The 23,372-nt window shown below is 72.4% G+C and carries 14 protein-coding genes and 1 pseudogene; all 15 read right to left on the minus strand.

Going from position 1 to position 23,372, the window contains the following annotated elements:
* Positions 1-15: 15 nt before the first annotated feature.
* Positions 16-2,151 (minus strand): hypothetical protein, encoded by a 2,136-nt coding sequence (locus tag AB0D59_RS28520; protein ID WP_362571085.1) that lies wholly within the window; start codon positions 2,149-2,151, stop codon positions 16-18.
* Positions 2,151-5,894, minus strand: coding sequence for a putative baseplate assembly protein (locus AB0D59_RS28525; protein ID WP_362571088.1), 3,744 nt, complete (start codon positions 5,892-5,894; stop codon positions 2,151-2,153). Before AB0D59_RS28525 ends, AB0D59_RS28520 begins: the two co-directional genes overlap by 1 nt.
* Positions 5,891-9,013, minus strand: coding sequence for a putative baseplate assembly protein (locus tag AB0D59_RS28530; RefSeq protein ID WP_362571091.1), 3,123 nt, complete (start codon positions 9,011-9,013; stop codon positions 5,891-5,893). Before AB0D59_RS28530 ends, AB0D59_RS28525 begins: the two co-directional genes overlap by 4 nt.
* Complete coding sequence (locus AB0D59_RS28535; protein WP_362571094.1) at positions 9,010-9,399, minus strand: GPW/gp25 family protein; 390 nt, start codon at positions 9,397-9,399, stop codon at positions 9,010-9,012. The genes AB0D59_RS28530 and AB0D59_RS28535 overlap by 4 nt, the downstream gene beginning before the upstream one ends.
* Positions 9,396-9,731 carry a hypothetical protein gene (locus AB0D59_RS28540; protein WP_362571097.1) on the minus strand — a complete coding sequence of 112 codons (336 nt, stop codon included), beginning with the start codon at positions 9,729-9,731 and terminating at the stop codon, positions 9,396-9,398. The genes AB0D59_RS28535 and AB0D59_RS28540 overlap by 4 nt, the downstream gene beginning before the upstream one ends.
* A gap of 20 nt (positions 9,732-9,751) precedes the next feature.
* The gene (locus AB0D59_RS28545; RefSeq protein ID WP_362571100.1) at positions 9,752-10,288 is read right to left on the minus strand and encodes a phage baseplate assembly protein V; all 537 of its coding nucleotides are present in this window, start codon (positions 10,286-10,288) and stop codon (positions 9,752-9,754) included.
* A 27-nt stretch (positions 10,289-10,315) separates the two neighbouring features.
* Positions 10,316-11,455: a hypothetical protein gene (locus tag AB0D59_RS28550; RefSeq protein ID WP_362571103.1), complete on the minus strand. Its 1,140-nt coding sequence runs from the start codon at positions 11,453-11,455 to the stop codon at positions 10,316-10,318.
* Positions 11,448-11,801 (minus strand): hypothetical protein, encoded by a 354-nt coding sequence (locus AB0D59_RS28555; RefSeq protein WP_362571106.1) that lies wholly within the window; start codon positions 11,799-11,801, stop codon positions 11,448-11,450. The genes AB0D59_RS28550 and AB0D59_RS28555 overlap by 8 nt, the downstream gene beginning before the upstream one ends.
* A 10-nt stretch (positions 11,802-11,811) precedes the next feature.
* Positions 11,812-12,498: a hypothetical protein gene (locus AB0D59_RS28560; protein ID WP_362571109.1), complete on the minus strand. Its 687-nt coding sequence runs from the start codon at positions 12,496-12,498 to the stop codon at positions 11,812-11,814.
* Positions 12,495-13,202, minus strand: coding sequence for a hypothetical protein (locus AB0D59_RS28565; RefSeq protein WP_362571112.1), 708 nt, complete (start codon positions 13,200-13,202; stop codon positions 12,495-12,497). Before AB0D59_RS28565 ends, AB0D59_RS28560 begins: the two co-directional genes overlap by 4 nt.
* Positions 13,203-13,231: 29 nt before the next feature.
* On the minus strand, positions 13,232-19,903 hold the full coding sequence (locus AB0D59_RS28570) for a DUF4157 domain-containing protein (RefSeq protein ID WP_362571114.1): 6,672 nt from the start codon (positions 19,901-19,903) through the stop codon (positions 13,232-13,234).
* A complete protein-coding gene (locus AB0D59_RS28575; protein ID WP_362571117.1) occupies positions 19,900-20,190 on the minus strand; it encodes a hypothetical protein in 291 nt (96 codons plus the stop codon). The genes AB0D59_RS28570 and AB0D59_RS28575 overlap by 4 nt, the downstream gene beginning before the upstream one ends.
* On the minus strand, positions 20,181-22,160 hold the full coding sequence (locus tag AB0D59_RS28580; protein WP_362571120.1) for an ATP-binding protein: 1,980 nt from the start codon (positions 22,158-22,160) through the stop codon (positions 20,181-20,183). The genes AB0D59_RS28575 and AB0D59_RS28580 overlap by 10 nt, the downstream gene beginning before the upstream one ends.
* Positions 22,161-22,166: 6 nt before the next feature.
* Positions 22,167-23,072, minus strand: a complete 906-nt coding sequence (locus AB0D59_RS28585) for a DUF4255 domain-containing protein (protein WP_362571123.1) — start codon at positions 23,070-23,072, stop codon at positions 22,167-22,169.
* Positions 23,073-23,120: 48 nt separating this feature from the next.
* A pseudogene (locus tag AB0D59_RS28590) lies at positions 23,121-23,372 on the minus strand (hypothetical protein); the annotation flags it as partial.

Below are 23,372 nucleotides of genomic sequence, written 5' to 3' on the forward strand. Positions count from 1 at the left end.
GTACGGCGGCACTGCTCAGGTCACGTAGAAGATCCCGGCGTCCGCGTCCGCGGGCGTGTACTCCGCGAGCCGCGCCCGCAGACCGTCCTCGCGTTGCGGCCGGTACAGGTCGTGGAAGGCGCCCAGCTCGGCGCCGTCGTCCGCGCCGCGCCCGATCGCCTCGGGGCAGCCGTCGGCCGGCTGCCCGTACCAGGGCGTCCCGTAGCGCACCGACGCGAACAACGGCCGTACGGCGGTGCAGCGGTGGCGCTGCGGGGTGCGTGAGCCGGCGGGGACGGCCGAGTAGCGCAGGCAGCCGATGCCGCGCCGGGCCACGTGCAGCTTCCCGGTGAGGATCGAGTTCTCGGCGATCTCGACGGCGTGCGTGTGGACTTCGCCGATCACGGTCGTCCGGTGGAGGTGGAGCACGGCGTGCGCGTGCCGGCAGTCCGGGGCGGACAGGGCCTCGCGGTCGTGGCCGGTGGCGTCCAGGATGCTGTCACGGAGGTGGATGTCGAGGGGGTCCTCGGTCACCTCGTCGCCGATGACCTCGATGGTGCCGAGGACGCTGTGCTCGACCTGGAGGCAGGCGGTGGTGCGCTCCAGGACGATGCTGGGCTCCTCGGGCGAGTGCGGCTCGCAGCCGGGCTCCAGGGACCAGCCGGGCACGAGGGTGGAGTGCCGTACGACGACGGCCCCCATCGGGCCGGTGACGTTGATGCCGCGACCGGCGACGAGCAGCCCGTCGAGGACGATCCGCGGCCGCTCGTGCGGTGCGCAGTCCGGGTCCACAGCACGGATGTTGAGGGCGTCGGGCCGGTTGCTGTACCAGTCGAGGAGCCGGATCACCGGCCGGGTGCCCTCGGCGGCGCGCACCTCCAGCCGGTCGCCCGGGTCGAGGTCGAAGTCCAGCTGCTCCTGGTGGGCGCCGCTGTGGGTGATCTCGATGACCCCGGTCCGGCCGGGGCCGCGTTCGCTCTGCCAGGCCCGGTAGGCGTCCATGATCTGCCGGTACGGCTGTCCCGGGCCGACCCGGTACGTCTTCGCGTCGGGGCGCGGCTCCCGGTGCCGCTCGTACTCGCCGCCGCCCATGTCGGCGCCGTACGCGTAGTGGTAGTCCACCCACACGCCCTGCCGGGGCGCCGAACGGGACCCGAAGGCGATCCGCCCCAGCTCCGGGTCGACGGCGATCTGGCCACGCCTGGGCCGGTAGCGCCAGTCGGACAGGTCGGCGACCACGATGTCCGACGGCGGTACGGGCCTGTCCTCGCCGTCGCGCCGGATCACGAAGCTCTTGCCGGGACCGTAGTAGTCCGGCAGCCGGTCGTGGAGGAGGCGGCGGGTGATGAAGGCGGGGACGTTGTCGACGGTGGCGATGTGGGTGGGCGACGGCTCCGGGACCGGCCGGGTGACCAGGGGGCCGTCGTTGCCGAGGATCGAGAAGGTGTAGAGGTTGCGGGCGCGGTCGACGCAGTACGCCGGGGAGGACGTGAGGGCGTACGCCTTGAGCCGCCAGACGAACAGGGCGACTCCGGCCGGGGTCCGACCACCCTGCCGCCTGCCGGAGTTGGCGCGGCGGACGTCGGCGGTGCGGGCCGTGGTGTCGAAGGGGCCGCCCTGGACGGCGAGCGCCGAGCCGTCCCGGAGGTCGGGCAGGCGGCCCCGGCCCGTGTCCCGGTGGAGCTTCACCGACTGGTTGTGGGCGACCAGCCGGGACAGCTCCACCGCCCGTGCGGGCCAGCCGGCGACCTGCTCGGAGATCTCCTCCAGCAGGTGCAGGGTGCCCTTGCGGCGGCGGTTGGCGACGGTGGCCGCCACGTCGGCACGCGGGGCGATCGCCTCGGCCAGGGCGTCCCGGCCGCCGTCGTGCAGGCCGGTGGTGAGGACCTGTTCGTAGCCGGGCAGGGTGCGGTAGCCGACCAGGTCGCCGAGGTACGGCAGCACCCAGGGCGCCGCCGTCTCCACGAACAGGTCCTGGTAGCTCTGCTCGACGCCGTCGCGGACCAGGTCGAGCTGCTCGGCGATCACCGCGAGCAGCGCGCGGAGCGGCTCGCCCTCCTCGGCATCTCGCAGCAGGTACCAGCGGGGCAGCAGGGCGGCGAGGCCGTCGGGCTCCCGGAACGTCGCCGGGGCGGCCGTGTCGAACGGGACATCCGCCGGGTTCGCAGACATCACTTGACCTCCGTGAGGATGAGGGTGTCCGCCGCCTTCGCGGAGAGCAGGGCGAGTTGAGCGGGGCGGATGCCGCGGAAGACGTACACCGACCGGCCCTTGGCCAGGCGCCGGGTGTCGGTGATGTCGGGGTTGAGGCGCAGCAGTCGGGCGAGCGGAATGCCGTAGTGGTGGCAGACCTCGGAGAGCGTCTCGCCCTGCGCGGCGCGGACGGTGTGGATCTGCTCGCCGTAGGCCGCGGGGTGGGCCGGGACGCTCGCCCTGGGCTCTCCGGGGTCGGCGAGCAGCGCGGCGACCTCGCCCGGGGTCGCGGAGGCCGGTACGCCGGTGAAGACGTCGACGTCCACGTAGTCGACGCCGGGCACGGTGTGGGCGGTGGCCAGGAGGTCGGAGAGGCGGGCGGGGCGCGCCAGTTCCCGTCCCTCGTAACCGAGTCGGGCGGTCAGTGCCTGGCGCAGCCGCGGTTCGACGTACTCCCAGGCGTGGTCGGGGGCGACCTTCACCCTGGCGGAGACGAGCAACAGCACCAGTTCGCGTGCGTCGACGCGGACGGGGAGGCTCGGGTCGCCGTACTCCGTCAGGGCGGCCCGCAGGGGCTGGAGGGTCTCCTCGCCGAGGGGGACGTCGTCGGTGCCGGCCACCGTCACGTGCAGGACGCGCCGCCGTCCGTCGAAGAGTTCGCGTGCGGCGGCCCGGCCGATGCCGGCGCGGGAGCGGGCGAAGTCCTCGTAGTCGGCCTCGGACACCAGCCGGTCCAGGGCCGAGACGGCGAGCGGGACGGTACGGCGGGTCAGACCGGGGCCGTCCGCGTCGGCGCCGCCGGTCGCCGGGCGCGGGTTGGTGACGGCGGTGACGCCGAGTGGGCGGGTGAGGGGCTGGGTGATCCGGTCGGCGGCGACGTCGGCCGCCCTGCCGGTGCCGAAGCGGTAGCGGGCGTGCACGTTCTCGTGGCCGGACGGCAGCCGGGCGCCGTGGACGCCGTCGCCGAAGGTGACCGTCGTACGGCCGTCGGAGGCGGTGCCGGTGATGTACACCCGCTCGTTCGGGCCGCGGCCGGCGAGGCTGTCGACCTCGTGCCAGAGCACGCCGTCGACCCGGATCTCCAGGACCGGTGTGGCGCCGAGGGGGTTGTCGGCGGCGAGCCAGGTCAGCGGGGACTGCCAGAGCGCGAAGGTCTGGTTCACGCGGTCGGAGTCGCCGCTGCCGATGGCCTCCTCGCGGCTCTCGCCGTGGGTGGCCTCGACGACGTTGCCCAGGATGCGGACGGTCGCCCGGCGGTAGCGGTGAGCGAGGTCGGTGGTGAGGGTGAGGCGGGTGTGGACGTGGTCGCCGGGCAGCTGCGGGTCGACGGCCGGGTCGGCCGAGGCGATGGTGACCACCTCGGTGGCGGTGACGCCGGTCGTGCCCGGGATGTCGGTGCGCTCGCCGGTGACGATCAGCGTGCGGCCCGGCCGCAACCCGTCGTACAGCTGGGCGAGTTCGATCTGGTTGCCGTGCACGTCCTCGCCGAGCGGTTCGTCCGCGAGGTTCAGCGGTGCGCCCGCCGCGTGGACCGTGGTGTCCCGGATGTGCGAGAGCAGGACGTCGAACTCGTCCAGCCACGGGTCGGCGAGGGTGAGTTCGGTGCCGCGGCCGGTGATGCCGTAGTTGGAGTACGCCGCCGTACGCGCCGCCACGACCTGGGTGGTGACGAACGCGAGCCCGGCGTCGCCGGGGATGCCGTCCGGGGCGCCCTTCGCGGGGCGCTGGACCGCGACCCAGCTGCCGACCGTGATGCCCGTGTGCACGGAGTCCAGCTGGAGCACCTTGCGGTTGACCGGGGCGGGCTTGCTGGCGATGACGATCTCGATGCCGGGCTCGGCGCTGCCGACCGTGTAGCGCAGGCTCACCTCGTACTCGCCGTGGGTGAACTGCTCGGTGGCGCCCGGCCGTAGTGAGATCTCCTGGGCCGTGCCGTTGTCGACACCGATGCGGACCAGGCCGTCGTCGTCCGGCGGGGATACGTGCAGCGTGCGCTCCGGCAGCCCGGCGCTGAAGCCGGCGGTGACGCCGTCGCGGGTGGACAGCTCGACCTGGCCGGGGCCGAGCGCGAAGTTGACCTGCTGGGTGACGGGCAGCGTCACCGCCCGCTGGTCGGAGCTGTTGCCCTCGACGTACTGGAACTCCGCCCGGACCGGCGTCCTGCCCGCGGTGTCGAGAACGACCCGCATCCCGGCGAGCACGGCCCCGGTGAGCGGCCAGTCCGCGGAGCGGATGACCCGGCCCTTGTCGTCCTGGACCGGCTTGAGCGGGGCGGTGGCACCGAAGGGGGCGGCGGTGACCCGCATGGCGAGCAGGGCGCGCAGGAGTAGGGGGGCGCCGGTGGCGGCCGTCGCCTTGCGCCAGGCCGGGTAGAGGCTGCCGAGGGAGGGGTGGAGGGCGGCGAGGAGACGGGCGGTGTCCGTGCCGGGACGCTGGACGGTGGCGGCGGGTGGAGCGGGGCTCTGCGCACGCAGAGCCGGGAGGACGGCCGCCAGAGCGTTGAAGGCGGCGCCGGAAGCGCCCCCTGGGGGCGGCGCGGGCCGGGTCAATGTGCGGCTCCGCAGCGTGGACGCGGCCGGCCCAGCCGGCGCCGTGGCCGGCCCGCCACCTTCGTCACTCTGCGCCGGGGCCAACTCCATTGCCCGCTGGGCAAGTTCAGCCATCACTGCCTGAAGCCGCTCGAACCAGGCGGACACGTCCTGCCACGGCTCGGCCAACACCTGCGCCTCGCCGAGACGCGCCACCGGCTCCGCCAGGACGGCCGCAAGGCTCTCCGGAGTCCTCACCCCGTCCAGAGCCGTCCGCAGCGGCGCCAGCACCTGGTCGTCGAAGTCCTCGATCAACCGGCTCACCGGCCGCGGATCCGGCACCTGAGGCGTCGGCGGCTCCTCTCCCGGCTCACCGGGCGCCGCAGGCTCGGCGATCCACCGCCGTACCTCGTCGACCAGTTCCTTCAGCGAGGCCGGCGCCGACTTCGGCAGCGTGATCGCCGTGATGTCGTCGTCCCGGTCGATCCGTACGCCCGCGACGGGCAGCAACGTCCGCTCGCCGCCCGCCTGTTCCCCGAACACGAACAGCAGCTGATCCCCGGTCTGGAGGGAGTTGGCCGTGCCCTCGACGAAGAGTTCGGAGCGGCGCTCCAGGTCGTCCGGGGTGATGAGCGACGGGCGGCGCCTGCGGACCTTCAGCTCGTTCCAGTCCCAGCGAGCCGTGAGGTCCCGGCTGGTCTCGAAGGTGAGGGACTCCTCGTCGGCGGAGGCGGGCACGCTCTGGCCGCGCGCCCCGCGCGGGATCTGCACGGCGAGGGTCTCGGCGCGCGGATCGCGTTCGAGGCTGTATGCCAGATGAGTGCCGGCGGCGACCCCGGGGCGCGGGCGGTGGCCCACCAGCCTGCCGAGCAGGACCAGCGAGCGGTGCTCGACGGCGGTACGGAGGTAGGCCTCGTCGGCGATCCGCTCCGAGTGGAAGGTGAGCAGGTCACCGAGGACGGCGGTGGCGTCGAGCAGGCCGATCGCCGGGTCGTCCGGGGTACGGACGGTGAGCCCTTCCAGGGCCGGGTACGCGGGTGAGGCGAGCCGGTCGAGCAGGGCGGCGAGGAAGGAGCCGTAGGTGCCGACGCGGTAGTCGAGGGCGGTACGCCCGGGAGGATTGTGGGGCGGGGCGGGGGCGAGACGCTCGTCGTGGCCGCCGCACGCGCCGCCGCAGGAGCACGCCTGGCTCATCGGGTACCTCCCAGGGATATCGCCAGCAGGCCGTTCTCGGGCCGGTCCGGGTCGTTGTCGCAGGTGGCGATCTCCAGCGGGCCGAGCCGCAGGACGCCGTCCTCCCTCTCTCCACGGTCCTGTTCGAACAGCCGCTGGAGCCTGGTCACCTGGACGCTCTGCACGCCGGGTACGGCCGCGGCGACGGCGACCAGGCGGCTGAGCCGCACGGGCTCGCCGAAGGTCAGTGCGTCGGGGTGGAAGAAGCCGCCCCGGCCGTTGCCCAGCGCGCGGTACAGCTCGGCGAGGATCTGCCCGTGCTGGTGGCCGGGCCGGGCGCAGACGGTCAGTGCGATGTCCAGCGGCACCAGCCGGGCGGGGCCGACCACGAGGTCGTGGCCGATGCGCCGGTACACATCGAGGGACTGCTCGACCTGCGCGAGCAGTTCGGCCGACGGCTGCGCGCTGCCGTACGCGTCCACCGCGAGGTGTGCCTCCTGGACGCTGCCGGTCCAGCGGATCTCGGCGGCGGCACGCTGTACGCCGGGCAGTTCGCTCGCGAGCGCCGCGTAGTCCTCGGCGGTGACGGCGCGCAGCCGGGTGCGGCGCAGGTCGAGCGGAGCCAACTGGCGTACCTGCTCGACGGGTTCGGGCTCCGTACCGCCGACGGCAGGCAGCGGGTTACGGACGACTGCGGCCGGCGGCTGCTCGCAGTCGCCCTGGATGACGAGGTGGTTGATGGCCTCGGCACCGACGTTGCCCGCGATGCCGCCGCCGAGCCGGTGGTGCAGGGTGAGCCGGGTGCCCGGGGTGGGCCGGGCTCCGTGCCTGCCGTCGCCGAAGCGCAGGGCGAGGCGGCCGTCGTCCTCCAGCTCGCCGGCGAAGTGCCGCTCGCGCGGGGCGCTGTGCAGCAGGTCGCGGCGCGGCTCCCAGGTCAGGTCGCCGTCCTCGATGCGTACGGCGGGCAGGGCGCGGCGCGGGTCCTGGGCGAGCGCGGCCGTGGCGGAGCCGCGCAGCACCGGCTCCTCCGGATGGAGTCCGGCCGCGTACGCCGGGCCCCAGCTGTGGGCGATCTCCCAGGCGATGTGCGGGTCGAGGACCGTACCGGCGCGGGCGCGGGCGGCGAGGACGGCCACCCGGCTGAGCTTGCCGTCGAGCAACTCGTCGCTTCTGTGCAGGAGTTCGCGCAGCGCCCGGACGGGATGGACACGCAGCTCGAACCGTTCCAGGACCTTCAGGCCGAAGACGACGGCGAGTTCGCCGATCTCCTCGTCCCCGAGCCCGTCCCGGTCGCGGGCGCTGCGCCACAGCTCGACCAGCCGCTGCCGTACCCGGTGCGGGATCCCGGCGATCCGCTCGGCCTGCCCCGCGGCGACCACCCGGGCGTCGGGGAAGGCCACCGCCTGCACGACCGGCGCCCGGCCGAGGACGGGCCGGAAGCGGTGCCCGATGCCCGGGTAGACGGACTGTGCGAGCAGCGTGCGCAGGGCCGCGGCCTGGGCGTACGCCGTCCCCGGCACCACATGTTCGTGCCGCTGTCCGGCCCGCTCCAGGCCGATTCCGGCGCGTACCGTCGCCGCCTCGCCGACCACCTGGAACAGCTCCCGGACGTCGTCGGGGGCCAGGGCCGCCCCGCTCTCCGCCTTGTCCGTGAGGGAGTTGACGAGCCGGGCGGGGGCGTTGCCCTCCGCACGGTCGTAGCAGCCGAAGGCGGGCGAAGCGGGAGGGGGGTACCCCCGGCCGGAGGCCGGCGGAGGGTCGCAGGAGGCGACGACAGCGGGTACCGGAGGCACGGTGACCGTGTCGTGGAGTCCGGACCGGCCGTGGTCGACGAGGACGACGTTGCCGCGGGCCAGGGTCACGTCGTCGACGGGCAGGCAGTCCCGGCCGCCCCGGGTGGTCAGGCGGAGCGGGAAGCGGAGGGCGTCCTCGGCGGCCCAGGCGACCTCCAGGACCGGCTGGTCCTCGATGCGGTCGATGCCCGGGGTGACAGCGGTGAGGCGGACCGCCTGCCGGTGCCCGGGGTCGGCGTCGCCGGGGGTGCCGGTGCGCGGTCCCTTCACTTCCTCGAAGACGATCACGTCACCGGGATTCAGGGCGAGCCGACGCTCCCGGCAGGTCTCCGGGTCCTGCCACTCGTCGCGCAGGGTGGCGGCGGTGGCGCCCTTGGGCAGCGCGCACACCTCGCCGCCCCAGGTCCACAGGCGGATCGCGTTGTGGGCTGTGCGCAGCTCCAGCGGGTCGGCGGCGACGACCGGTTCGAAGACCTCCACCGAGCCGCGCTCGTCCAGGTCGCCGAGGTCGGTCTCGTCGATCACCGTGCCGGGCTCGGGGCGGTCGTGCGGGTCGAGGGTGCGCACGTCGACGGAGGCGAAGCGGAAGGTGCCGGGGGCGAGGGTGGTGTCGCCCGCGGTCTGGACGGTGACGTACGCCCGGGCCGTGCACCCGTCGTGCATCGCGTAGTCGATGAGCCTGACGTGCCGCCGTACCGAGACCCGGCGGCGCGCGGTCTCCAGATAGGCCTCGGTGGCCACCGCGTCCTGCTGGTAGCTGATCTGGTCGCCGGTGTGGGCGAGCAGTTCGACGAGGGTCATGCCCAGGTCGGCGGGGTTGCGCTCGACCCAGTCGGGGGTGGTGAGCGCGAGCCGGTCCAGGAGCAGCTTGCGGATGGTGTCGTAGTCGCGGGCGGTGTAGTCGACGACGGGAGCGGACGGGAGGTCCGGCTCCCCGCGTGAGGTGTCCCGGCAGTCGAAGGGGGTCGGGCAGTCCGGCCGGAAGGAGAAGCCGGCGCTGTGGTAGCGCTGGTCGAAGCCACGGAAGGGTTCCGTGCCGGGGCGGCCGTACGGGTCGGTCTCGACGAGGGCGAGGCGGTAGCGGGAGGTGTCGCCGGGCTTGTCGAGGGTGACGTAGAGCCGGTCGTCGAGCTCGGGGTCCTCCTCGCGTTCCACGCTGACGTCGACGCAGGTGATGCCGGTGATGCGGCGGCCGCCGTCGATGCGGACGTTCTCGGGGCCGAGGCCGTGCGGGGCCTTGCCGAGGAAGGTGACGGTGAGCAGCAGGCCGTCGTCGCCGACCTCGACCGCGTCGACTCCGTTGAGCTGGGCGGCGCGTACCTTCGCCCGCCGGGTGGCGGTGGTCATGCGGCCCTCCCCTCGAAGACGTCCTCGCGGACGGCGCCGGTGGTGCGGACGACGTACGACAGACGCACGCGGACGACGGCGTCGTCGCTCTCGATGTCGAGGGCCACCACGTCGATGAGGTCACCGAGCCAGCGCTGGAGCGAGGCCTGCACGGACAGTTCGAGGGTGCTGACCAGTTCGGGGCTGTTCGGGGCGAAGACCAGGTCGAGGAGTCCGCAGCCGAAGTCGGGGCGCATCACGCGCTCGCCGGGGCTGGTGAACAGCAGCTGCTCGACGAGGTCGTGGACGTGCTCGGCGTGGGCGGCGTGCGCGGTACGGCCCCGGCGGTCCGCGCGGAAGGGGAACGCGATGTCGGTGCGCGGGCGTTGACGTGTTTCGCGGCTCATCGGACGGTGACCTTTCGCTGTGCGGCCTCGACCACGGGGGGTCCCTGCGGGACGAAGGCCGCGGAGAAGCACTGGGCCGCGGAAGTGTCGAGCAGGACGGGTGCGCCGTCGACCGTGATGCCGGTGCCGTCGGCGGTCCAGCGGACCGTGACGCACGGCGAGGGCACCCCGTCGACGGTGTGGGGGCAGCCGGCGACGACATAGCTGTGGGCGGCCGTGGCGATGGCGGCGCCTGCGAGCCGTACGCCGCCGGAGGGTGTGGTGGCGGCCGTGACCCGGCCGCCGTGCGGGCAGCCGATCACGGCGCCGGCATCGAGCAGACTCCCGGACAAGTTCCTTCGTCCCCCGTCTTCTATCGCTTCGAGAGCACGGTCAACTGGCCCTCGTTGATGGTGACCTGGTCGCCGCGCAGCACGATTTCGGCGCCGGCGCCGGTGGCGATCACCACGGCTTCCCTGGTGATGCGGATGTACGCGCCGCCCTGGGCCTGGAGCAGGATCCCCTGGTCGGTACCGGCGGTGTCGGCCATCACGATCTTGTGCGCGCCCGGTGTCTGCACGACGACCGGCTTGCTGGGAGAGTTCGCCTGCAACGCGCGCCGCGCGTCCGGCGGCAACTCGTCGGCGGAGCCGTACCAACACCCCGTCCACACGGGGAAACTGGGGTCCCCCTGCTCGAACTCCACCCACACACCGGAACCGGGCGGCGGCACCACGAACTGCCCCGACTGCGGTCCCGTGAAGGGGAGGCAGGGCAGCGCCCAGGTCGACGGCTCGTCGCCGAGCACGTCCGGCACCTCGACGGTGATCCGGCCGATGCGCAGCGGGTCGTTGTTGTCGATGACCCGGCCGCGGAACTTGCCGAGGTGGCGATTGTTGGCTGCCGCCATGCTGAACTGCTCCTGAGTGGTGTGGTGTTACGGCCGGACGCGGTCGCTGCGGGCTTCCAGGCCCTCCCGGGAGAGGGTGAAGTTCTGCTGGAACGAGCCCGGGCGCAGGATGTGCGTCACGGACTTGACGTAGTAGTCGCCGTCGTACGCCCGTCCCGAGCCGCGCACGCCGACCAGTTGGCGGGGCTGCAGGAGGTAGCCGTGCCGGTTGACGTCGAGGGAGCCGGAGCCGGAGACGACGTCGGCGGAGACGGCGGCGCGGGCGAGGAGTTCGGCCTCGGCCTGCTCACGCTGCTGCTTGGCGGTGCCGGCCAGGGTCCTGCGCTTGAGGGCGGGGGTGGGCCGTCGGCCGAGCGGCGGGCGCAGCGGGCTGATCGGCGGCTGGGGAAGGAGGGTGGACTGCCGGGTCCCCGGGTCCTGCCAGCGGGCCTGCGGCTCCTCCCGGGCCGTTCCGTCGTAGGCGAACGTCAGCTGGTCCACGGTGGTGTTGGCGTCCATGTTGACGTTGAGGGCGTGCTGGCGGATGCCGAGACGGACCTCGGGTCCCCAACGGGCCGAGGACCGGCCGGGGTCGGGACCGGGCTCCAGGTAGAAGGTGTAGCCGTTGGCCTGGGCCAGGTCGGTGACGTACTGCAGGTCGGTGCCGGTCTGGTAGGGGACGCGCAGGTCCTGGTGGGGTGGCTGGGTGATCTTCTCCGCGTAGACGTCGGGCCGGATGCCGTAGTCGGAGTAGCGGCGCAGGATGGCCAGCACGCGCTCGGAGGGCGGGAGGTTGGGATAGCGGGCGGTCCGCTCCTCCAGGTCCATGAGGAGGGTGAGGTCCTCGCCGGTGACGGTGAGGGTGGAGTGGCCGGGCTGGTTGCTGGCGCCGACCTCCTGGCGTACGACCAGCCCGTCGAAGAGGACGTCGGTGGTGCCGCGGACGCTGACGGTGACGATGAGCCGGGTCTTGGGGTCGAAGAACCCTTCGGGCAGCAGCCGCTGGTTGATCAGCCCGTTCTTGGTGAGGTCGAAAGCGAGCTGGAAGCCGCTGCGCTCCCCCGCGGTCGCCGTGATCTGCGCGGACAGCAGGGCCTCGGTGACCTCGGCCGGGACCGGCCGGGCGAGCTTCGGCCCCATGAGGAGCGTGATGTGGACGGGGCCCTGCCCCACGGGCTGTTCAGACACGCCGGTGCCCTCCGGGCTCGGGGATCTCGACGACCCGCCCGGCTTCCTCCGTCAACTCCCGTGGGTCGAGGACCGGGTTGGCGTCGGCGATGCGCCACCACTGGCCGGGGTCGCCGAAGTAGCGCTGCGCGAGCAGATCGGGGCGCTCGCCGGCGCCGACGACGTGGTCCCGCGTCTCCTGTACGTCGAGCGGGGGCAGCAACCGCCGTTTGGCGTACCGCACTTCGGTTCCGTCGTCCTGCCGGTACACCCCGATCTCGGCATCGTGGTACCGGCTGGTGCGCGGATACGGATGGGACCCCGGTATCGCGCCCAGCGCACTCTCGTACGACTCGATGTCGGCCATGGCTCGGCTCTCAGCCCCTTCCGCTCAGTACGTCCGCGCCCGGCAGCCCGAGCGCCCCGAGACTCCCGCCCCGCGCGGCGGCGGCGAGCCGCTCCTTCTGTGCGAGGTGGGCCATGTAGAGGTCGGCGCCACGATGCCCGGCGGGCAGGTCGCTGACCGTGAGGATCTTCATGCCGATGCCGATCGAGGCCCGGATCGGGTTGAGGTTCACGTCGAAGGCGGACTCGTTGACCGACAGCTCGGTGAGCCGCACGGGCATGACCCGCTTGCTCCCCCAGGTGAACAGCGTCAACGGCATCTCGATCGGGCTGATCTCGATGGTCCCGTTCTGCGCGAGCCGGCTCGCGGCCCGCAGCTGCGCGGTGGTCGGCTGCACGAGCATCTCGAGGGTGGCGAGCTGCGGATGGATCCCGTCGGGCGCCGCGATCTCCAGCTGGTCGGTGGCGTCGATCTCGGCGGTGAACTTCCAGGTCTCCTGGGCGGGGCCCTTGAGGCGCAGGGCCTCGTTCTTGTCCCCGCTGCCGGTGCCTCCGGCTCCCGCGTCACTGCTGTCACCGGCCGACTGGGGCGCGATGCTGCGCTCCAGGGTGTCCGGGTTGAACTGCAGCACGATGATGCGCTGGGGGGTACCGGTGTCGGGGGCGACGACGACTATTCCGGAGCGGATGGGTTTGGGGATGTCTGCGTAGCGGGTCACAGGCGGGCCTCCAGCCGCTCACGCAATTCGCGGTAGTCGTGCTGAGGGAAGATCTCCGGGAAGACCTGCAGCATGCGCTGCAGGTAACCGACCGTGCTCCGATGGCCACTGCCGCCCAGCGACATGTCCGTATAGAGGTACTGCCAGCCGTAGGTTCCCTTGGTCAGCAGAAGGGCATCGAGATACCGGCAATACGTGATGTCCATTTTCAGGAAACCCGACGGGTAAGGGTCCCCACCGATGTCCGCGATGTCCTGGTACCAGATCTCCAGCGGGCTGGTGTTCGACTGCATCCGGATGAAGGACATCATTCCCGCCCCGGAACGCGGCGTGGTGTCGAAGCTGCGCAGTTCCGAGAGGAACTGCCGCTGGAAATCCGTCGCGTCGGGCATCGACGCGGGCCCGTCCTCCTGTTCGAAAACATCGTAGAAGTGCAGGAGCCGGTATTCCCCGTACAACTCCGGCAGGCCGCCGGTGGTTACCCACTGTGCACCGAGGTCGGTGAACCGCAGGGCACAACTCGGCATGCCCTCGTCCAATTGGACTTCGTCCCAGTCCTCGTTGTGTTCGTAGAGAGGCAGTAGGTCCTCAAGGGGCTCGGCGATCTCCGCGGTGCTTCCACAGCGGGCATTGAGGTACGGGCTCTCCCGGATGGCCGCCAGTGCTGCTGCGTGCCGCCGTTCGTTGTCGGTGAGGTCGGTCATGACCATGGGCCTTTCCTGGATGGTACGGGCTACTGGAAGGTGAAGAACCCCTGCTTGAAACGCTCCTCTATTTCGGTCGTGGTCCTCTCCAGCGAGTAGAGACTCTTCCCGTTCTGCGATTTGAACATCGACAACTTCCTGCGTATGTCGTCGATGTCATTAAACGCGTTGGTGCCGGGAGCAGCCTCTCCCCGTACCTTCATGAACGCTTCCATGAACAACTTCGTCACCCTGCCGAAGGCGCGTTTCACATCCGCCTCGGAATCCCTGTTGACGTTCACCGGGTTGAGATCCTTGGCCGCGGTCGAAGGCGGTGGGTTGAAGTGTTTCGTGGCACGCTGCTGGGCCGGAAGCTTCATCCAGTCCGACCTGTCTCTGCCGGATCCTTCTCCCCGCTTGCGGTACAGACCCCATTCGGCCTCGATCGTCTCGGGGAAACCCCTCGGATACTGCCCGTACGGGTAGGGCAGGCTCGCGGGACTGGGTCCCGAGTAGCGCGCCAGCTGGATTCTGTACCAGCCCGGAATCGGCGGCTCGTCCTCGTTCTTCTCACCGAAGGCCTGCGCCGCGTACTTCTCGATCGTGCGGTAGAACGCCGCGTTGTCATCGTTCCTGGCGGGAACGAAGTTCGACGTCTTTGCCGGCCCGCCAACCTCCCGGGGGATGAGGTGCATCCGGTCCCACTGCGGCGGGTCGCTGGTGTGCTTGTACACGTTCTCGAGGTAGGGGAATCCATAGGTGAACTGCCCGCTCGGCGGCCTGCCGAACGCCCTCGCGTACTCAGGGTTGATGTAGCGCGCGTTGGTGTCCGGTCCCGGTGCCACGGCGTTCTGCGGGGTCGGAGTGATCTCGGGACGGGGCAGGTCCCATTTGTTGAGGTAGTCGTTGAGCGTGTCCGGGAAACCGTCGATCACCCTGTCCTCGGGGTTGACCTTCGCCCACACCTCGAACGCGTCCCGTTTCGTCGCCCGCCTCTCCAGCGACGTGAGGCGGTACCACCGCCGCAAGCCGGCGAGAACAGCGAGGTGCACGGGGCGCGGCAGTCCGGGTTTGAGCAAAGTGGTGAGGATCTTCCTGATCCGCTCCACGGCGTTGTTGAGGCGCTTCTGCTTCGGTCCGGTCTGATCCTCCTCCTGCTTCCTCTTCCTCTTGCTGCGCCTGGGCTTGGGCCTTCCCGGGCCGTCTTTCTCGTGCTTGGGCCTGCGCCTGCCGGGGCCGTCCTTCTCGTGCTCGGGCCTGCGGCGGTCCGGGCCGTCCTCCTCCAGCTTTCGCTTCGGCTTCTTCGGGTCGTCCGCGTCACGCTTCGGTCGCTTCGGGTCCTCGTCCTTGCCGTTCCTCGGCTTCTTCGGGTCGTCCTCGTCGCGCTTGGGCCGCTTCGGGTCCTCGCCCCTGTCGCCCCTCGGCTTCCTGGGCGCGTCGGCGTCCTTGTCCGGCCCTGGCCTGCCCGGTTTGCCGTCGCCCTCGGTCTCCTCGGGCTTCTTCGTGGCCGGCGTCTCCTCGGCGTCCTTCGGACGCTGGGGGGTCTCTTCCTTCGGCTTTTCCGGGGCGGAGTCCTTCGGTTTGGTCGGGTCCTTTTCGTCCGTGGGCCTCGGCTTCGTCTCCGGCTCGGGCTTCGGCCTGGGGCGGGGCTCCGGCTTCGGCTTGGCCTTCGCCGCCGGCGTGGGGCGGGTGTCCGGCTCGGCGGAGGGCTTGTCGGTGGGGCGGCCCTTGGGGCGGGTGGTGCCGGCCGGTTCCGCGGGCCTCGGGCGGGTCGGGGTGTCCGTGTCGGCCTTCGGGCGGTTCGAGGTCGTGGTCGTGTCCCGGGGGCGCGTCGTCGTCGGGGTCTGCTCCGTCGGGCGGTCGCCGCCGCGTGGCGCGCCCTCGTCCTCCGCACCCCCGGCCGGGCGCCTGCCCGCGCCCCCGCCCTCCCGGCCGCCGCGGCCGAGCTTGGCCGCTATGCCCTTCAGGCGGCGGCCCACCTTGGCGACGTACTTGCCGACGGCGTCGAGCAGGTACTGGTAGGCGAGTTCGAGCAGGGCGACGATGCCGGCCGCGACCGCCTTGGCGAACAGCAGGCCCGCGCCACCCTGGCGGACCGCGAGCAGCCAGGACAGGACCGCGCCCATGGCCCGCAGGATCGCGCCCAGGGCGCCGATGGCCGTGCGGATCGCGTCGATCACGGCCATCACCCAGCCCGCGCCGGGGATCAGCTTCGCGACGACCTTGGTGATGACGATCTCACCGATGATGAAGGGGAGTTGGGGAACGACCGCGTCCCAGGTCTCCTTCACGATCCGTTCCAGGGAGAAGCCGCCCTTGATGAGCTTCTCGATGATCGCCTTCGGTACGCCGATGATCTCCTGGATCTTCTCCTGGAACCACTGCTTGACCGCGGACTGCACCTCGCGGAACAGGTGGTGCTTCGCACCGTCGACCGCCGAGTTCTTCGCACCGCTCAGCCAGCCGCCCGGGTCGTCCAGGAAGTCGACCGCGACCATCATGAACTCGCCGAGCGCGCCCAGGAGTTTGGAGGCGTAGTCGAGGATCGTCTTGACCGCGTCGATGATCGACTTGATGACGTCCATGAGCATCTTCTTGAGGATGTTCAGGATGTCGCTGAGCATCTTGGCCAGCTGGTTGAGCAGGTCGGTCACGATCTGCCTGAGCTGCGCCGCGAGCCGGGTGACGAAGGCGATCGCCGCCGCGATCAGGTCGGTGACGAACTTCCGTATCCGAGCCGCCAGTTCGATGATCTCCCGGACCATCTCCACGGCGAACTCGATCAGGTCGTCGATCAGGTTCTTGATCGCGTCGACGATGAACTTGCGCGCCTCGTTGATCCAGCGTTCGACGGTGTCCTTGAAGTTCTTGATGAAGTTGACGACCGCGTCACGCGCGTCTCGAATGATCTTGACGATCGCGTTCTTGATCTCGATGACCTTCTGCTTGATCCAGTCGAAGGCCTTCGTGAGCCAGTTGCCCGAGTCCTGTGCCGCGCTGTCCGCCTTGCCCTTCGCGTCCGTCTCGGCCTGGTCGCCCTTGTCCTTGATCTGCTTGTCGCTGTCGGTCTTCTGCTGGGTGACGTCGTCGTCGGTCTTCTTCTCGTGGTCCTGGACGTCCTTGCGGACCTTGTCCGCGCGGTCGCTCTTCTTGTCCCGGAGCTTCTTGAGCGACTGGTCCTGCTCCTTGCGCCAGTCCTGCCGTTGCGCGGTGACCTCGTCCAGGGCCTTCGTCCGCTGCCCCGCCTGGTCCTCGGTGTTCTTGCCGATCTCTCCGTCGACCTGCTGCCGGTGCTTGGCCTGCGAGTCGCGGAAGTCCTTGTCCTTGGTCTGGCGACTGGTGGACATGCCTTTCTGGCCCTGGCCGAACGCCGCCTGGAACTCCGGGCCCTTGTCGTGCTCGGCCACCGCGGACGCCGCGTCCGGGGGGACGGCACCCGTGGCTGCCCCGCCGGGCACGGCGGCTGCGCCCTGCGCTCCGTCCGCGCCGGGCACCTTGCCCTTCAGCTCCTCCTGAGGAGCGTCCGGATAGACCTGGTCCTCGCCCATCCCGCGGCCGGAGTCGTCACGTGCCGTGCCGACCGTGTCCTGGCCCTTCGTGTCGACGGCGGCGCCCTGCTCGTCGGACGTCTGCTGGGCCGCACCCTGCATCTGCACGCCGGGCGCGTTGCCCGCCTGGGCCTGCTTCAGGGCCTCGTCCTTGGTGGGCAGCCCGGCGAACTTGGCGGCCAGTTCCTGCTTGTCGACCTTGAAGCCGAGCTTCTCGGCGAGCCAGCCGATGCCGAAGCCCAGCGCCATCTTGAAGGTCTGCCAGCCGCTGGGCTCCTCCGCCTTCTCCGCCTCGATCTGCCCCTCGGGCTCCTTCGCACCGGTGACCTGGGCGTTCTCCTGCTGCGGAGCCTGCGACTTCTGCGCCGGGTCCTGCGAGTACCGGGCGGGGGCGTCCGTCTTCGGCCTGCCCTCCAGGGTCTGCGGGGCGCCGGCCGGGCGCTGCATGGACGGCGGCGCGGCGGCGAGTTGCTTGTGCTCGTCGCCCACGCTGCGGTCGACCGAGCCGCTCACCCCGCCCATCGCCGCAAGGGCCTTGTGGGGCTTGAGGGTGGCGGCCGTGCTCAGGCCCGCCTCGGGCGAGACCTGGGAGAGGTTCGGAGCCGGTGCCGAGTCCTTCTTCCCCTTGCCCTTGCCGGCGGGCTTGCTCGCGACGCCGGCGGCAGGCGGTGCGCTGGAGGCGGATGCCGTCGGCGCGGCGGTCGCGGGCGCCTGTTCCGGCTGCGGGGCGGCGCCGACCGCGTCCTCGGCGGCCTGTGCGGCGGATGCGGGCTCAGCCGCCTTCGGCTTGGGCGCCGGCGCGGGAGCGGGCGCTACCGCCCGTGCCGGTACGGGCTGTGCGGGCGTGGCGCGGTCCGGCTCCGCTGCCGCCCCGCTCTGCGCGCCGCTGGTGGCGCTGCCGGGCCGGTCGGCGTTGGAGCCCCCGGTGATCTGCGAGTCCCGGGCGGCCGGGGGTGCCGTGGCGTCGGCCTTGGGCTCGCTTTCGGCCGCCGGGGCGGCACCGGTCTGCTGCTCCTGCGGGCTCCCGGCGGTCTGCGGCGCGGCGGCCGTACCGCCCACCGCCTGCGGTGAGCCCTTCTCCTGCGCGGCCCCGCCCCGCTCCCCCGCGGCCGGGGCGCCCTTCTCCTCCTTGGCCGCGTTCTCCTGCGCGGCCCCGTCCGGCTTCGCCGTCTGCTGGGCACCGGGAGCCTGCTGCACCGTGGTCTGCGCGGTGACGGGTCCGGCCTTCGGATCGTCGGCACTCTTCGGGTCCTTCGAGACGGAACCGATGTCGGGCAGCCCGGTGGCCTTCTCGTCCGGTTCCAGGCCGGCGAGCAGGGTGTCACCGGGCCCGCCCACGGCCTCGGGCGCGGGCGCGGACTCGGGGGCCGGCGTTTCCACGGTGTCGTCCTCGACATCGGCTTCCGCCGCCGCGTCCTCGGCGTCCTCCGCGTCGCGCTCCGCCTGCACCTGGTCGGCCTTGGTCGGCGGCGGTGCCGGGAAGGACGGAAGGGCCGCGTCCGCTCCCTGGTCCGCCGTCGGCACCCCGGACACGTCGGGATCCTGGTCCGGCAGGAAGTCCTCCGGCTGGAGCACGACGTCCCAGGCGCTGGGTTCGGCACCGCCGACCTCCACCTCCGACGTGCTGTCGGAGAGGGCGCCCTCGTCGTCGGCCGTCTCCTCAGGTCCGTCGAGGTCCTGGCTCCGTACGCCGTCCAGGCGGCTCGACGGTGTGGGCAGCGGGATGTCCGTGCCGGGCGCGGGCGTGCCCGTCGGCCGGTCCGGGCCCCGCTTGTCCGCCTCGGGGATCTGCCGGCCGGCGGCGAACTGCTCGGCGGCACCGGGCCGGTTCCGCGCGGCGGACTCCTCCGCACCGGCGACGGGGACACCCTGCTGACCAGCGGCCTCCTGCTGGGGGTCCGGTCCGCCCTGACCGCCTTCCTGAGTCTGTGCCGTCTGTTCGCCGGCCTCCGCACCCGCCTCCTGGGGCGCCTCCTGCGGCGGGGCGGCCGAAGCCTCCTCCGGTACGGCGGCCGCCGTGTCCCGCGGCTGCTGCCCCGCCGCGGCCGCCGGGGTCTCGTCACGCACCCCAGCCGCCAAAGCCCCGCCCCCGCGCGCCTCGGCCCCCGGCTGCGGGCGCCGGTCCCGGGCCTCGGACGCGGCCCGCTCACGCCGGGCACGCTCCTCGGACCGGGTCAGCTGCTGCTCACGGGTGCCGCCGTTCAGGGGCGTGCTTCCGGGGGCACCTTGCCGCTCGGCCCGCTCCTTCTCCGGACCGGGTGCGCTCGCCGGCCGCTCCTGGTCGGCCCGGTCCTCCTGGGTCCGGCGCCGTGCGCTGTCCCGCTCCGAGCGCACCCGCTCCGACGTGTCCGGCTCGGTCTCGGGGGCGTCGTGCGTGTCGCGCTCCACGCGGTCGTCGGCGAAGTCGTCGTACGCCTCGATGTCGTCGACGAGGTCGAGGACCCGGTCGTGCTCCGGGGCGAGCAGCCGGCCCTCCAGCCGGGCGAGAACGCTGTCGAGCAACTCGGCTGGCAGTCCGGCCAGTTGCCTGCGGGTGCGCTGGGAGAGGTCCTCGGGGTCGCCGCGCAGTGAGCGTACGAGCGAGTTGGCGAGCCGGTCGACGAGGGTCGCCGGATCGATCGCCTCGGCGCGCTGCCGGTCGGCGTCCACCGTGGCGTATCGCAGCCAGCCGGGGGTGGCCTGCCCCTCCTCGACCTGCGGTGCGGTCTCCTCCCGTACGACCGCCTGCGCCGCCGTCTCCGCCTCCCGCTCGATCGCCTGCTGCGGCAGGCTCACCGCGCCGAGTTCGCGCCCCGCCCGCAGCGCGCCCAGGCCGTGCGGGTTCTGCACCGTGTGCTGGAGTTCATGGGCGAGCAGGCGCCGGCCCTCGTCGGTGCCCGGTTTGAAGGCGCCCTCGCGGAAGAGGATGTCCTGGCCGACGGCGACCGCGTCCGCGCCGAGGAGTTCGGTCAGCTGCCCGGCGTCGCGGCCGGTGTGCAGCCGTACCCGGCCGAGGTCGTGGCCGAACTGTTCCTCCAGCTCCCGGCGCAGGCCCGGGTCGAGGGGCTGTCCGGCGCCGCTGACGATGTTCTTCGGCTCCGGGGTACGGGACTTGGCGGCCCTCTCCCTGCGCTTGCGGCGGCGCTGCTCGGCCGCCTGCTCCGCGCCCGCGTCCTGGGTCCGGGAACCGCTCATCGGCTGACCTCCCCGTGGCCGCTGAGCCCCTCGTGCACGACCCGGGCCAGCTCCTGGCCGAGGCGGCGGGCGGACACTCCGGCGGGCAGGGGCGGCAGGCCGGACAGCGCGTCGACGGCGAGCGGACCCTTCGCCGCCAACGGGACGCCGTGCAGCCGTACCAGCCGGGTCAGTTCGGTCTCGAACGCGGCCGAGACGCGCTCCGGGTCGGCGCGGAAGCCGCCAAGGACCAGCTCGCCGATCTCCACTCTGATCGCCGAGGGCTCCGGCGAGGAGTTCACACCCATCCGCGGACCTCCGTCGGCGTCAGGGAGCGCTCCAGCTTCAGGTACTCGGTGCGGGCCGCGGCGAGCATGTGCCGCATCTGCAGCCGGTCGCCCTCCTCGGCGGCGAGGAACGCCCCGGACAAGGCGATGTTGCGGATCGAGCCACCGGCCACCGTGAGCTGGGCGAGCAGCCCGGCGTCGATGCCCTTCACCGGGGCCTGCGGCGGCAGCACCCGGCGCCAGATCTCGGCCCGCTCCGGCTCGCCCGGGAAGGGGAAGTCGACGACGAAGCGGATGCGCCGCAGGAACGCCGTGTCGAGGGCGCTCTTCATGTTGGTGGTGAGGACGGCCAGGCCCCGGTAGGCCTCCATCCGCATCAGCAGATAGCTGACCTCCAGGTTGGCGTACCGGTCGTGGCTGTCCTTGACCTCGCTGCGCTTGCCGAACAGCGCGTCGGCCTCGTCGAACAGCAGCAGCGCGCCGCCGCGTTCGGCGGCGTCGAAGACCCGGCGGAGGTTCTTCTCGGTCTCGCCGATGTACTTGCTGACGACCTGGGAGAGGTCGATGACGAAGAGGTCCAGGCCGAGTTCCTTCGCCATGACCTCGGCCGCCAGGGTCTTGCCCGTGCCGGAGCCGCCCGCGAACATGGCCGTCACACCGAGGCCGCGGCGCAGGGTGGACGCGAAGCCCCACTCCTGGTGGACGGTTGCCCGCTGCCGTACGTGCGCGACGATCTCGCGCAGGACGCCGGTCTGCCGTTCGTGCAGCACCAGGTCGTCCCAGCCGGCCTGCGGTTCGACACGCCGCCCCAGCTCGTCCATGCCGATGCGGGCCTCGTCGAGCCCGGCCCGCCAGGCGAGTCTGGCGGCGTCCGGGGCATCCTCGTGCGGGAGCCGGCGCCGTACCGTGGCGGCCGCGTTCCGTACCACGTGCGGCGGCAGCTGGAACTGGGCGACCAGCGCCCGCAGTTCACTCTCGTCCAGGTCGGTCTCCCCGAACGCGCCCGCCCATACGGCCAGTTGTTCCTCGTCGTCGAGCCGGGGCACGCTCACCCGCGCTCCGTAGGGCCGTTCCGACCGCAGCGGGTCCTCGCTCGACACCACCACCGGTACGGCCGCCCCGGCCAGGAACGAGTCGGTCGCCGCCCGCTGGTCGCGGTCCAGGTCGCCCGCCTCGACGAGCAGCGCGGCCGGCAGCAGGATCGCCTCGCGCTGCCACAGCCGGGCGAGCCGGTCCCGGTCGACGGGGCCGGTCGGGATGTCCTCCGCGCTCATCGCGTATGTCCCGAGCCCCGAGCGGGCGGCCGCCGCGGCGGCGATGTCGGACCGGCTGCGCAGATCGCCCCCGGTCAGCTCGACCAACGGCGTCTCGGCCCCGTTCGTCCAGCCCTCGGCGAGCCGGGTCGCCGCCAGGTCGTAGGCCGGCGGCAGCGCGTCCGGCACCGGGGTGCGGCGCAGCTGCCCGTGCAGTCGGGCGTCCAGATACGGCGAGCCCAGCAGGAAGTGCAGGACGCGCTCGTCGAGCCGCAGCCGCGAGGTGGTCAGCCGTGACTCGTCGTCCAGTTCGGTGATCCGCCAGCGCCTGAGCGGCGCGATGGGGGTGAGCGCGCTCCAGTGCGGTTCCGCGAGCGCGGCGAGGGCGAGCGAGAAGGTGGGGTACGCCCGCTCGGGGTCACCGGCCGCCGCGGCGCACCGGGGAGCCGCCGTCGGTTCCAGCTCGTGGGCGGCGGCGAGGAGTACGAGGTCGCGTTCGAAGGAGGTCAGGCCGAAGCAGGTGACCAGGGCGTCGAGGGGGGCGGTCGCGGGCCCCTCGACGGTGACCACGTCGGCGCCGGGTACGTCCGCCCCGGTGGACTCCCTGCTGGTGGACTCCCTGTCGGTGGACCGTGCCGCGTGTGCGTCGACGCGAGCCAGGACGCGCCGGATCTCCGCGGTCAGCGTCGTCCCGTGCCCGTACGTCCCCACGTCCTCACCTGCCCCCCTCGTCTCCATGCGGTCTCACTTCTCCGCGCCGTCGTCGCCGGAGCCGCGCTGAGTGCCCTTCCGGGGCTGCGGCCGCGCCGGCCTGCCGGTCCGTGCCGTGGACTTACGGGCCCGTGCCGGAGCCTTCGCGCCGGTCTTGGCCACCGCCTTCGCGGGCGCCTTCGCAGGGGCCTTCGCCGGCGCTTTCGCGGGCTTCTCGGTGCTCGCCTCCGAGCCGTCCTGCTCGACCTCGACCTCGGCCTCGACCTCGGCCCGGCCGGACACACCGGACGATGCCGGTTCCGCCCCCGGCGGGACCGGCGCCCCCGGTGCCCCGAACGGCAGCACCCGCACCTCGGGCCGTTCCACCGGCTTCCCCGGCACCGGGCCCTCGCGGCCGTCGATGAGGACGAGGGCCGCCTGGTAGACGACCGACAGGGTGTAGGGCGTCTGGTAGAGCATCCCCCACAGCTTGGACGTCTCGTCGATGTCCATCACCGTGGGCGAGAAGCGGACCCGCTGCGCGGCCTCGGCCAGGTCGCTGCCCGCCAGGTACGGCCGCTCACCGGCCTGTTCGATGACGTCCTTCGGCAGCACCGGTATCTCGTGCAGCGTGCGCACCACGGAACCGATCAGCCGCTGGCCGACCAGTTCCTTCTCGTCGCCGTACGCGCTGATCAGATAGTGCAGGTCGAGCGCGGCGGCGGGCCGTCTGACCAGGGTGCCGTCGGACGCCCGGGTCGGCAGGTCGTTGTTGCGCCGCGAGGTGTCCGGGGTGACCTGGTAGAGGAACACCGAGATCGTGGGCTGGTCCAGCTGCGGATCGGCGGGCGGCTTGCGCGGCTCGACCTTGACGGCCTCGCCGAACTCCGGCCCCACGTTGTTCTCGATCAGCAGCGCGAGGGCCTGGGTGACATGGGCGATGGCAAGTGCGTTGCTCATGACGTCGGTTCCTCGGTTCCTCTCGGCCTGCTGATCCCTGTTCGTGGTTCACTCGCGCCCCCGGGCCAGGTACTCGGTGAGGCTCAGGGCCGCCCCGGCGCGTTCCCTCGAGGGCGGCCGCCGCGGGCCGTCACCCGTCGGCGACGCGGTCACCTCGAGCCGCCCGATCTGCACCTGGACCACCTGTTCGGTGGCGCGCGCCGGCCGTCGGGCGGCGGCCTGCCGTACCGCGTCCCGGGCTGCCGCCGTGTCGGCGGCGCTGGGTCGCGGCGCCGCGGGCACGATGCCGGGGGCGGCGCC

This window comes from Streptomyces sp. NPDC048417 (assembly GCF_040651615.1).
Taxonomy (GTDB): domain Bacteria; phylum Actinomycetota; class Actinomycetes; order Streptomycetales; family Streptomycetaceae; genus Streptomyces.